Origin of the sequence: Blautia sp. HCP28S3_G10, assembly GCF_052065235.1 — a bacterium.
GTDB lineage: Bacteria > Bacillota > Clostridia > Lachnospirales > Lachnospiraceae > Blautia_A.
In genome coordinates, this window is record NZ_JBQHUL010000058.1 from 1 (window position 1) to 12,721 (window position 12,721).

The following is a 12,721-nucleotide window of genomic DNA, read 5'->3' on the forward strand; positions in this document are numbered from 1 at the left end:
TCAATCCATTTTCCTTGGCGATACAATTCAACAGCTTTTTTCTTAAATTCGTAAGTATAACGCATAAAAATACCCCTTTCACTGGATGTCCAGTAAAAGGGGTACATATCACAACCGGGGCATCTATATTTAATTTCCGTCTTATAAATACCCTGACCGAAGGAAAAACTTATTATTATCGTACAAGCCTGAGGGATACAAATCGTACAGGCTCTTATACTGTCTATTTGACGAAACATTTTGCAGATGTTCAGGTGGTGTCTGCCGCTTTGAATATGGATAATGCCAGAAAGAGGTTTGTGGCAAACGTTGATGACTGTTTTATTGAGGGGGCAGAACTTACTGTTAATTATAAAGGCAGCGAAGTTAAGTCAGAGACAGTTATATTTGACGGAGTGCGGACCAGTATCTGTGATAAATATGGAAACAGATTTTATTATGAGTTTTATGAGCAGGGTTCTTCCACTTCCACATGCAGAGCCGGAGGTCATCTTAAAGAAGGAACCAGCTCTGTAAAAGTAATGCTGAATACACATAATGATGATAATACCTGGTTCGGAACGGAGCTGACATCAGTGGAAGTCGAGGCAGGTGATCCTGAGAATATTATGACAGCAGGAAACACCTATACAACAGAAAGTGTGAGCCATCTTTCCGGACTGAAACGTACATGGTGGATGTTTACACCTTCTAAAACAGCGAAATACGAGTTTACAATGCCTTATAGTGTGATGGTTTGTAAAAAAGGCGAAACTCAGGATCTTACTCCTGTAAGTACGAAAAAACTTGATTCAAAACAGCAGATGTATACATATGAACTTGAAGAAAACACATCATATTATATCAGTTTTTATCATAGTGGAAGCCAGGACAGCAGGGAGAGATTCCAGACAGATGTAACCGTAAAAAAGGTTGCAGAGGTAGAATCAATTACAGTAAACGGTGCTGCTGGAAATGAAAATATGGATGTGGCAGCAGGACTTCCATGCTATATGGGAGCAAATCTTACTTTTAACTATGATGATAAGACAAGTAAACCTTTCACATTCCCACTGGGAAGTACAGGCTGCACTTATGAAGGAAAGCCACTTAAACCGGTGATCATGGATGAAAGTAATCAGAAATATCCAATAGGCAGTGTCTTTAAATACAATGCAGGAAAAAGATATTATCTGAAATTCACTTACGGTGATATTGTGAGTGAAGGACACATGCTCAATGTGCAGGAACTGGAAAAGACAGCACTGTACAGAGATACGGTTTTGACAGCGGGCAGAAATGAAATGCTTCAGTCCCCGGACAACGGATACAGATATTACAAATTTGTTCCCACCGCAGATGGTCGTTTTAATGCCTCTGTAACAGCGAATGGCGCTGCTGCATGGAAGCTGAAAGAGGACGGAACTTATGAAGCCTTAACCGGATCCACATGGCTTCTGAAGAAAGACGATATCGTATATTTCCAGCTCTGGGGCGGAGCTAAAGGAAGTACGCAGGGAAATGCAACAGTGTCTCTGAAGGAACAGCTTTATATCACAGGACTGGAATATACAGAATCCAATATTTCCATGATCAGCGCACTGGAAGCCATTAAAGGGGCAGAACTGCCGGGCGGTCTGAAACTGAAATATGGAGAAACGGTCAGTGGTATACCGTGGACTGTAAGACTTGGCGATACATCAAGGATTTATGATAATTATGGAAACATCGTTACTGTGAAATTCTTTTATAAGGATGAAAATAATAGCTGGGCAGAGTATGAGTGGCCGAAATCGGAGGATAACCTTGCAGCTGGTGAATACAAATATGTCTTTACAACGACAGATTCAAATGGTTCCGAAATCGAACTGGAAGTTCCTGTAAAGGTTACATCACTGGAAGACAGTTATCAAACTCTTCAAAAGCTCAAAACAGGTGAAAATAATGTCACTCTGACATTTGAAGGCACATGGTATCGCTATGAACCGGAGACAGATGGAAATTATAGTATATATACAAAAAATAATCCGACTCGCGGTGGGATAGTTCACCTGACGGAAAACGGGAAACTGGAGAATGTAGATGGCAATCAGACTTATCCTTTGAAAGCCGGAGAAAAATATCTGATCAGATTTGGAAGCATGGGGCAAACGCTGGAGGATATCCTTGAGATAGTTAAGGTTCCAACTGTTAAATCCATCGAACTTATTTCTTCAGAAGAAAAAGAACTGACATTTCTGGAAGATATAGATGCAGTACGGTTTGACGGACTGAAAGTAAAAGTTACCATGGAAAATGGTGAAGAAGAAATTCTGAAAATTTACGATAACTATGCACAGGATAAATATAGAAGAACTCTTGGACTCAGACTGTATGAGGTACCAGTAGATGAAAACAGCATTCCTGTAACAGGAATGAATCTGCCAGCCGGTGAATATGAGGCCAGGATCACTTATGAATACAGCAATGAACCAAGGCTGATAATTCCGGTACATGTTATTTCCATAAAAGATGCAACAGAAGATACTCTTGAAAAAGAAGACAAAAAACAGACATTTACAGCAGAAAACAACCGAGTGATGTTCAGCTTCACACCAGACAGTACAGGAACGTATGAGTTTGCATTTAACAGAGCGATATATGTAATGCTCTATGACAGTGAGGGAGAGTATCAGGTGGGTACAGGTACGAAAGATACTACCCATTATGCTTCACTTGAAAAAGGCGAAACTTATTATATATTTGCAATTGAAGAAAAAGATATTGCAGAGCTTCAGGTTACGGCGTCCAAAGTTCTGGTTCCGGTAAGTATGGTAACTACTGCAGACAGAACAGATGCTGTTGCCGGTGTAGATGCCATTAAGGATATGGGACTGAAAACCACGGTTACATTTGATGACGGAACCAGCAGGGTTCTGGAAGAAAGAGATCAGATTGGCGACTGGATATTTGCTTACAACATAACAAATGAACAGGGTGGCGGGGCATATTATGAGAATTCTCTGAAAGCAGGAACATGGACCTGTACTCCATATTTCAGAGGAGCAGAGGCTCCGCAAATTGCCAATGCAGGAAGCGTAATAATTAATGCACGAGTTCCGGATCTGTCATCAATGAAGGAAATTACAGTGGATACGCCTGTGGAGGTGGAACCGGCAGAGGGATATCAGTTCTTCAGATTCACACCTGAGGAAGCAGGAAGTTATGAAGTAAAAAGTTCCATAGATGTACTTTCATGTATCTGTGAGATTAATGCAAATGGACTTGGTTATGGTACAAGAACAAAAGATCTTGCGAAATCAACAGATTATGTGATCAGAGTTTCAACACCGTATCCGGTGAAGCTGACTGTATCAAAAGAAAAAACTACGGAACAGGTAAAAATTCCAGATCAGCCATTGAAAGATGGTTACCATGAATCCTTTGACGTTACAAATGCAAAACGGGGAATCTACTTTACATTTACACCGGAAGAAGACGGCTACTACAGATTCTGGACAGAAGGAAAATCCTATAATTATGTCAGGTTATACAGAGTTGGAGATAATGGACCTCTTGATGAAGATGATCCGACAGGTGTATATGGCTGCAGTCTGACAGCAAAACTGAAGGGCGGGGTTGCATACAGGTATGAGCTGGGCTGGTACTCTGGTTTAGATGCAGAACTGAATTTTACAGTTAATTATAACAAAATGACTGAGCATAAGGACATTGAGAATCTCAATCTCGTTCTGAAAGACGGTATGAAAACATCAGATCTGAATGTTTTGAATGATCTGTCAGATGTTTATGATCTCAAAATCAGTTATAAAGACGGCAGCAGCCTTATTACAGAAATTCCTGATTATGACTATGAAGGAACAGATTTGTATGGAAATCACTGGGTAGTAGAACTGGATAATGATTACAGAAATCTGGAGGCAGAAGAACTTATATATACAGCAGAACTTAGAATTTATGATCTGAATACAGAAAAATTTGATGTCAGAAATACGGTCAAAATTCCGATGGCAGGTATTTACGGTCTTGAATCCCTGAAAAATGAAAAAGAAGTATATCCGTTCCGAAATAATAATAAGACAGAGTCCTGGTATATCTTCACAGCTCACGAAGATGGTGAGTATATATGGCAGGCAAGAACGGAAGAAGGTGAAGCTGTTCCGGAATATGATATTTATACGTATTCATTACAGAATGGGCAGTCGATTGATAAGAATTATGTACATGGTTCCTGGCTTGAAGGAAACAGATTTTCAACAGTGCTGGAAAAGAACAAAACTTATCTTGTTGAAATCGACAGAGAAAATATCAGATGTAACATAGATATTCCATTCAAAGTCGAAAAAGCGAAAACAGTGAAGTCTGTGGAGCTTAAACAAATGCCGAGCCAGACCACAGTATACAACGAAGGTAAAAACACCACAGTGTCTCTTGAAGGTATGATTCTCACCGAGTATTACACAGACGGCTCACAGGAAGATGTTATCTACGGAAAGCCGGATTCTGCCGGACGTGAAATGGAATTTATGAATGCATACTGGACAAACAAGGGTACTTACAAAGTTAGTGTTTGTCTGGGAGATTTTGTAGTTAATATAGATCTGAATGCCGCAGAAATTCCGGGGCAGCTGGCAGAACTGGAAGCAGGTATGACAATGAAACTGGAAGCTTCTGACCAGATGATTTATCCAGTGAAGTTTACAGCAGAAAAAACCGGATATTATTCTATTGTTACAGAAAACGGAAGTGTAAATTCTGTAATTAATGAAAAAACCGGAAAACAACTGATCGGCAGAGATACCGGAAACTGGAAGCGTGACATGAGCATTCAGTATTTTGAGAAAGGTGAAACTTATCTGATCTATATTTACACAGGCAAAAAAGAGGTGGCTGTGACGGTATGGAAAGATGCATGCCAGTGGGTTAAAGATGAGGATTCCTATGTGCCGGGTAACTGTGCAGAACCGGAGTCATGGACAGAGGAATGTAAGGTTCATGATCATAAGCGAACAGTCTCAGAAAGGCCGGAGTGGGGTGGTCATGCGTATGATTCCTGGACGGTCACAAAAGAACCAACATGTGAGGCAACAGGAGAAAAGTACAGAACCTGTATCAAATGCAGTTATGTAGAAAAACAGACAATTCCGGCAACAGGACACAAATTTAGTGACTGGAAAGTAACAAAACAGCCAACCTGTGGAGTGGCAGGAACCGAGGAAAGAACCTGTTCAGTTTGCAAAACAGTTGAAAAACGTGCAATTGCAGCAACTGGCAAACACAAATACGGCAGCTGGAAGACCACAAAAGAAGCTACCGTTCTGACCGCAGGACAGCAGGAAAGATCCTGCTCTGTATGCGGAAAGAAAGAAACTTCTGCGACAGCGAAGCTGAAAGCAACAATTGAAATGAATGTTTCCGGAACAGTTCCGCTTAAGAGAAAACAGACCTTCAATGTAAAAGTTACTACAGGAAAAGGCGACAAAGTTGTTTCGTGGAAATCCAGCAACAAGAAAGTTGTCTCTGTTTCCAAAAACGGAAAGATCAAAGGCATCAAAGCCGGCAAGACTGCAACCATCACAGTTCAGCTTCAGAGCGGACTGAAAGCAAGCTTCAAGGTAAAAGTTCAGAAAAAAGCAGTTGCAACTAAATCTATCAAGGTTACAAATGCTTCTACCGGAAAGAACGTTGGTAAGAAGCTTACCATGAAGGCAAAAGGAACACTGAAACTTGCCGCAGCTGTATCTCCTGTTACAAGCAAACAGAAAGTTACATATTCTTCTTCTAATAAAAAGATTGCGACTGTAACTTCCAAGGGTGTGATCAAGGCAAAGAAGAAAGGAAAAGTAACCATCACAGTAAAATCCGGTAAGAAGTCTTATAAGATTAAAATTACAGTTAAATAAAAAAGCAGCGGATTTTAGAGATATGATAATAGGAAGACTCTCATGGTGTAAAAAGCCATGGGAGTTTTTCTTTTGCTGTTTCTTTTTCGGGCGGTTTGTATTAGAATAAGAGAAGCTTCACTTACAACGAGATTATGAATAGAACAGATTATATAACCGAGAGGAAATGGAGAAATTATATGAAGGTTGTTATTTTAGCAGGTGGTTTCGGAACAAGGATCAGTGAGGAAAGTCATCTGAAACCGAAGCCGATGATTGAGATCGGGGAAAAACCGATTTTATGGCATATCATGAAAATGTATTCCAGTTATGGATTCAATGAGTTTGTGATCTGCTGTGGATACAAGCAGCATGTGATCAAAGAATGGTTTGCGGATTATTATCTGCACAACAGCAATATCACATTTGATTTTACTCAGGAAAACAAGATGATCGTCCATAATACAGCACTTGAACCATGGAAAGTCACTCTTGTGGATACAGGTCTGAATACTATGACCGGCGGTCGTATCAAGCGTGTTCGTGAGTATCTGGATGGCGATACTTTTATGCTGACTTATGGAGACGGAGTTGCAGATATTAATATCGAGGAGCTTCTGAAATATCACAGATCCCATGGCAAAATGGCTACGATCACGGCAGCTCAGCCAGGTGGAAGATTTGGGATTCTGGATATTCAGAATGACGGAACTATCACAAACTTCAAAGAAAAGAAAAAAGAAGACGGTGGCTGGATCAACGCAGGATTTATGGTGCTGGAGCCGTCTATTATGGATCTGATCGAAGGTGATGATACTGTTTTTGAAAAAGAACCGCTTGTTGAAGCAGCACGTATGGGACAGCTGAATGCCTATCGTCACAAAGGTTTCTGGCAATGTATGGATACACTTCGCGAGAAAAATCTGCTGGAAGCACTCTGGCAGTCCGGAAATGCTCCATGGAAAACATGGGATTAAATAGTCGGAGGTGTTGAGATGAAAGGAAGCATCTGCGATTATTGCGCAAATTATGTCTATGATGATGACAGCGAAAGCTATTATTGTGATGTAAACCTGGACGAAGATGAATATTATCGTTTTATCAGCAGTGAATACAAAGAATGTCCATATTGTCGCTCTGGTGACGAGTACAAAGTGGTCCGCCATCAGATGTAAAGAAAACAGATTTCCGTCTGTCCACAGAATAACAGTCAGGGTCAGACAAAATGTGGAAAACGATAACATACGAAAGAAGTTCAGTGGATAAATGATTACAGTAGAACTGGAAAACTTCAGTCTGAAGGAAATCTGCCAGTCAGGGCAGTGTTTCAGGATGAAAGAAGCAGGAGAAAACGTATACGAACTGATTGCAGGAGATAAATACCTGAAAATCTCCCAGCAGGGGACAATTGTTAATTTTTATTGCAGTGATATGGAATTTATCTGTTACTGGGTGCCATATTTTGACATTGATGCAGATTACAGCAGATATATAAAAGCCATTAATCCCAGGGATAAATATCTCGTAAAAGCAGGCGAATGCGGCAGCGGAATCAGGATTTTGCAGCAGGATCTGTGGGAAATGATCATTACATTTCTAATCTCACAGCAGAACAATATTTCACGGATAAAAGGCTGTATTGAGAGGCTTTGCCATAAATATGGCAAACATCTCAGGGCGCAGGACGGAACAGAATATTGTTCTTTTCCTACAGTTGAGGAGCTTTCAGTGGCAACAGAAGAAGAACTGCGGGAGCTTGGTCTGGGATACAGAGCCAGATATCTGGTAGAAACAACCAGAAGTATAAAAGAGGGCGAAATATCTCTGGAAAAGATCTTTCACATGAAATATTACAGCAGGGCACGCAGGGAACTTCTGAAACTCAGCGGTGTCGGAGAAAAAGTTGCGGACTGTATCTGTCTTTTTGCACTGCATCATATGGATGCTTTTCCGGTAGATACCCATATCCGTCAGGTGCTTGACGAACATTACAGGAGAGGCTTTCCGAACAGAAGATATCATGGCATGAGAGGAATCATGCAGCAGTATATTTTTTATTATGAATTAACGAAAGATAAATAATTTGAGGAAAACGGGGAGAGAGTTTTGAATACTTATATTATGTATGGAATTGTTTGTGTGGCCGTGTTTCTGGCAGGCTTTGTGGATTCGATCGCGGGAGGAGGCGGCCTGATCTCACTTCCGGCGTATATGATCGCAGGACTGCCCGCCCATACAGCGATTGCAACCAACAAAATAAGCAGCAGCATGGGAACTGCGATTGCATCCTGGCACTATTTCAGACAGGGATTTATGAAATGGAAGCTGTGCCTTCCGTCAATCCTGGCTGCAATCCTGGGTTCCAGTATTGGCGCAAAGCTGACATTGATGATTCCTGAAAATGTACTCAAGATTGCCATGCTGATCATACTTCCGGTCATTCTGTTCTATGTTACCAGAAGCAAAACACTCAGCGGAGAGACACAGAACACAGAAGAAGTGATTAATGGAACACTGATTTTTAAATGTGTACTGATCGCATTTGGAATCGGTATCTATGATGGTATTTACGGACCGGGAACAGGAACATTCCTGATGCTTCTTTTCTCAGGATTCTGCCATCTGACAATGAATGATGCGGCAGGAACGACTAAAGCCATCAACCTTACAACAAATGTTACAGCGCTTGTTGTATTTCTTGTGAATGGAAAAGTCCTCCTGGGACTTGGAATCACGGCAGGAATCTGTAATATGATCGGAAATTTCCTTGGAAGTCACTGCTTCACAGACAAAGGAACCAAAATCGTAAAGCCGATCATGATCGTTGTTATTGTGATTTTCTTTATTAAAGTCCTTACAGAACTGATTGGATAAAATATTTACAGCTGATACAGAGAACCTGCCACTGGTAGCTTCTCTTGCATACTTTGACATTCATAAAACCTGTTATAGTTTTACATAATGTAAAGTTATAGCAGGTTTTTTGGACTCTGTATTGTGTTTTAAAAGCAAAAATGATAAAATAAAAAAGATAAAATATTATCTATTATACAGATAATTGGGAAGTTATAGATAAAATATTATCTATATAATGGGAGTGGAAATATGGCGGAATTTATATGGGAAACAGCCGAAGAATTAGATCAGAAACTTGCGCAGCGAGTAAGAAATATCAGAAAACGCAGATCCATTTCACAGGAAAAGTTATCTGCAATGAGTGGAGTAAGCTATGGCTCAATTAAAAGATTTGAGTCTTCAGGCCAGATTTCACTGATATCTCTGACAAAAATTGCAATGGCGTTGGACATCGCAGATGAACTCAGAAATCTTTTTACGCAGGTACCATACAGGGACATTCAGGAGGTTATAAATGAAACAAGAAGCCATCGGAAATCTGATACGTGAAGCAGGACAGAAAATGCGCAGGGCGAGGCCGTCAGAAGAAAACATTCATCAGAAAGAAGGTCTGGCTAATTTTTGCACAGATTATGATACGGAGATTCAGAGATTTCTGATCCGTGGACTGAGTGAGATATTGCCGGGAGCAGCTTTTTTCGGAGAAGAGGATACCGAGGGCAATGCCGGTGCAGATGCGGATGGTGAGTATACTTTTTATATTGATCCGATCGACGGGACTACAAATTTCATGTTTGACTATCACCATAGTTGCGTTTCTGTAGGGTTGGCGCACAGAGATAAAATGATTGCAGGTTTTGTTTACAATCCATATACGGATGAAATGTATGTGGGAATCAGAGGAAAAGGAAGCTATCTTAATGGCAGGCGTCTGATCATGAAAAATAAGCCTGTAGAGCAGGGGATTGTAGAATTTGGCTGTGCCCGCTATAACGAAGCCGGTATTGACTGGCTTTTCAGAGTGGTAAAAGAAATGTTCCAGAACAGCCTTTCTATCCGATGCGGCGGTTCAGCTGCACTGGGACTTTGCAGGGCTGCATCAGGTAGTAATACCGTATACCTGGAACTGAAATTACAGCCATATGATTATGCGGCTGCATCAGTGATCCTGGAGGAAGCAGGTGGAAAAATCACTCAGATTGACGGCAGTCCGATTACTTTCCATGAGGGCTGTTCTGTGATCGGCGGTACACCTGCAGCGTGGCAGGAAAGCCGGGAGGCTTTTTCAAAATTAAAAGAAGTGGAATAAGAATCGGATGATGACCTGTTATGGTTCGGCAAAAGCCGGACTGTAGCAGGTTTTTGTCTGTATAAAAGTAAGGCATATGCAACAAGTGGATTTTGTTATACTTTTATTGAGAAAATATATACAATAAGCGAATTAGTGAGAAAAAAAGTCAATTATTGGTTAGAAAATGCTAACAGTCAGGTAGACATAGCCGCAGTTTTATGATATAAAATTATTTGGTTAGATGAAACGAACGGAAATTAGTAGGAGGAAAGAGATGGCAAAACACAATTTATTAAAAAAAGTTGCGCCTGTAGTTATGAGTGCGGCAGTGGCATTTTCCAGCATGCCTGTTACAGCTTTTGCTTCTGATTTTGCAGACAGCACTGTAGAAGCAGCAGAAATTACCGAAGACGAAGAGACAGCAGATGTAGAGACAGCAGATGTAGAGACATCAGACGAAGAAACAGAAGACATCGTGGCAGAAGATGTTGATGATAACGAACTCGACATTGCAGAGGAAGAAGATGCAGAAGAAGCAGGTACAGAAGAGACAGCTTCCGAAGAAGATGCTTTCAGTGCAGAAGAAAGTGATGATGACTTCAGCGCAGGAGAAGAACAGGGAGAGTATACATATGTATATGCCGGTCTTACATGGGCTGAGTACTGGAAAAATGAAGCTGTCCAGAATGCAGGAAGTACAGCCTCATCATCTGTTAAAGATAAAAAAGGTGAATATGACAAAGGAGCTTTTGATACTGTAACAAGAGCTACACCAAATCATGGCGTTCACAGAGGCAGTTATCAGTGTATGGCAACTGTATATTCTCAGGAAGGTCATACATATGATATTTCTTCATGGGAAGCAGACGGCAGTGCGTTCTATACAACCAAGGGAGAGAAAATTGGCTGGAAAGCTTTTGTTGGTGACACTACACTTGCAGATGGAACAGTAGAACATCTTGATCATTATATAGTAACAGGTCTTAAATATGTTCCTGTAAAAGTTGCAACAGCAGATCTGGAAGATTTCAAAAAAGCATATCCAGTAGTAATGAATGGAGAAAAACTTGTTGGTGGATATGGAGAACTTAATCTTACATCATATGAGTATACAGCAGAAGTTACAGAGAATACCAATGGACTGAAAACAGCAACAGAAAGCGCTGATGGTACATTCTCATTCAGTGCGAGACAGACTGGTACAGACTCAGGTTTGAAAGATGTTGCTCTGAAATCAGCAGTAACTGATGGTGCAGAACCGAAAGTTCAGAAAGCAGGCGGTCAGTATGGAGAATTCCTGAGAGCAGATGTACTTGGAAATTACGGTGGACTTGGTGCTGCAATGCAGGCTGTAACCTGGACATATTATGGAGATGATTCCACATACAGTAATGCACTTGTTACATTTGGTACCAAATTTGCAGCAGATAACTGGATGCATAAAAAGAATGGTGTTCAGCTTGGCCTGACAAAATCTCAGAGATGCCAGCTTCCGGAAGGAACAGATGGTACAGGATACTGGAAGGTAACTGTATATGCACTTGGATATGAGGACTATTCTTTCACATTCCAGGCAACAGAAGAAAACATTGTTGGTGCAACAGAAGGTAATGTTGATACTACAGCACTGGAAGCACTTGTTGCAAAAGCAGCAGAGTTGAAAAAAGAAGAATATACAGAAAAAACCTGGAATGTATTTGCTGGTGAATATGATGAAACAGTAGAGATGCTGAAAGATCTTTCTGAAACAACACAGGTGGCGATCGATGAGCAGATCGGACATCTGACAGATGCGATGGATAGCCTTGTAAAAGCAACTTTCTCCCTTTCTAAAACATCAGGAACTCTTACTGTTGGCGGAACTGATAAACTTACAGTAAGTACAAACCTTGAAGGAACTGTTGCATGGAAATCCAGCAACAAAAAAGTTGCCACAGTTGCAGATGGCGTTGTAACAGCAAAAGCAGCAGGAACAGCAACAATCACAGCTGCACTTGGAAGCAAATCCGCAACATACACAGTTACAGTTAAAGCAGCTGAAACACCAACTAAAACACCGGAAGTTGTTAAAACAACAGGAATCACAGCAACAGTCGGACAGGTTTATGTTGGCAAAAAAGCTACGATCAAAGTAACAAAAGAAAACGTAACAGGAACTGCAAAATTCAAAACAAACAACAAAAAAGTTGCAACAGTAAATGCGAAAGGTGTTGTAACAGGTAAAAAAGCAGGTAAAGCGAAGATCACAGTTACTGTTGGAAAATACAAAAAAGTTCTTACTGTAAAAGTTAAAAAACCTTCCTTCAAACTTGCAAAATCTTCTGCAAAGATTAAGAAGGGCAAAACAACCACAATCAAAGTAAAAGCAGCACCGGTTTCAAAAGTTACATACAAGAGCAGCAACAAGAAAGTTGCTACAGTAACCAAGAAAGGTGTTGTAAAAGGTAAGAAAAAAGGAACTGCAACAATTACTGTAAAATGCAATGGAATTACAAGAAAATTCAAAGTCACAGTAAAATAATATAACGGTTTACAGACAGCAGTTTTCAAATTTATCCTTCATAAGCTAAATAAAAGAACGGGGACGTTGGATCAACGCCCCTCAGACTGTAGACAAACTTGGTGTTGGGTGTTATGCCCAGCACCATTTTTCTTTTAAAACTTCTTTTCTTTTTATTTTTTTCAAAATCAACAAAAATCTGGCTGTATTCCA

The 12,721-nt window shown here is 40.5% G+C and carries 8 protein-coding genes; all 8 read left to right on the top strand.

Annotation, left to right across the window (positions count from 1 at the left end):
• The first annotated feature begins 275 nt into the window (after nucleotides 1–275).
• Nucleotides 276–5,882, top strand: coding sequence for an Ig-like domain-containing protein (locus ACTNB8_RS15415; RefSeq protein ID WP_441055983.1), 5,607 nt, complete (start codon nucleotides 276–278; stop codon nucleotides 5,880–5,882).
• Nucleotides 5,883–6,061: 179 nt separating this feature from the next.
• Nucleotides 6,062–6,838: a glucose-1-phosphate cytidylyltransferase gene (gene rfbF, locus ACTNB8_RS15420; protein WP_441055976.1), complete on the top strand. Its 777-nt coding sequence runs from the start codon at nucleotides 6,062–6,064 to the stop codon at nucleotides 6,836–6,838.
• Between the two features lie 18 nt (nucleotides 6,839–6,856).
• Complete coding sequence (locus tag ACTNB8_RS15425; RefSeq protein ID WP_441055977.1) at nucleotides 6,857–7,036, top strand: DUF6472 family protein; 180 nt, start codon at nucleotides 6,857–6,859, stop codon at nucleotides 7,034–7,036.
• A 91-nt stretch (nucleotides 7,037–7,127) separates the two neighbouring features.
• A complete protein-coding gene (locus ACTNB8_RS15430) occupies nucleotides 7,128–7,943 on the top strand; it encodes a DNA-3-methyladenine glycosylase family protein (RefSeq protein WP_441055978.1) in 816 nt (271 codons plus the stop codon).
• Between the two features lie 24 nt (nucleotides 7,944–7,967).
• The gene (locus ACTNB8_RS15435) at nucleotides 7,968–8,735 is read left to right on the top strand and encodes a sulfite exporter TauE/SafE family protein (RefSeq protein ID WP_441055979.1); all 768 of its coding nucleotides are present in this window, start codon (nucleotides 7,968–7,970) and stop codon (nucleotides 8,733–8,735) included.
• A gap of 231 nt (nucleotides 8,736–8,966) precedes the next feature.
• Entirely contained in the window at nucleotides 8,967–9,266 is a 300-nt protein-coding gene (locus ACTNB8_RS15440; RefSeq protein WP_441055980.1) for a helix-turn-helix domain-containing protein, read from the top strand.
• The gene (locus ACTNB8_RS15445) at nucleotides 9,232–10,026 is read left to right on the top strand and encodes an inositol monophosphatase family protein (RefSeq protein WP_441055981.1); all 795 of its coding nucleotides are present in this window, start codon (nucleotides 9,232–9,234) and stop codon (nucleotides 10,024–10,026) included. The genes ACTNB8_RS15440 and ACTNB8_RS15445 overlap by 35 nt, the downstream gene beginning before the upstream one ends.
• Before the next feature lie 256 nt (nucleotides 10,027–10,282).
• On the top strand, nucleotides 10,283–12,529 hold the full coding sequence (locus tag ACTNB8_RS15450) for a penicillin-binding Tp47 domain C-containing protein (RefSeq protein WP_441055982.1): 2,247 nt from the start codon (nucleotides 10,283–10,285) through the stop codon (nucleotides 12,527–12,529).
• Nucleotides 12,530–12,721: the final 192 nt, after the last annotated feature.

Coding starts and splice junctions, on each gene's coding strand:
- ACTNB8_RS15415 (WP_441055983.1), top strand. CDS start 276: ATGGATAATGCCAGAAAGAGGTTTGTGGCAAACGTTGATGACTGTTTT.
- rfbF (WP_441055976.1), top strand. CDS start 6,062: ATGAAGGTTGTTATTTTAGCAGGTGGTTTCGGAACAAGGATCAGTGAG.
- ACTNB8_RS15425 (WP_441055977.1), top strand. CDS start 6,857: ATGAAAGGAAGCATCTGCGATTATTGCGCAAATTATGTCTATGATGAT.
- ACTNB8_RS15430 (WP_441055978.1), top strand. CDS start 7,128: ATGATTACAGTAGAACTGGAAAACTTCAGTCTGAAGGAAATCTGCCAG.
- ACTNB8_RS15440 (WP_441055980.1), top strand. CDS start 8,967: ATGGCGGAATTTATATGGGAAACAGCCGAAGAATTAGATCAGAAACTT.
- ACTNB8_RS15445 (WP_441055981.1), top strand. CDS start 9,232: ATGAAACAAGAAGCCATCGGAAATCTGATACGTGAAGCAGGACAGAAA.
- ACTNB8_RS15450 (WP_441055982.1), top strand. CDS start 10,283: ATGGCAAAACACAATTTATTAAAAAAAGTTGCGCCTGTAGTTATGAGT.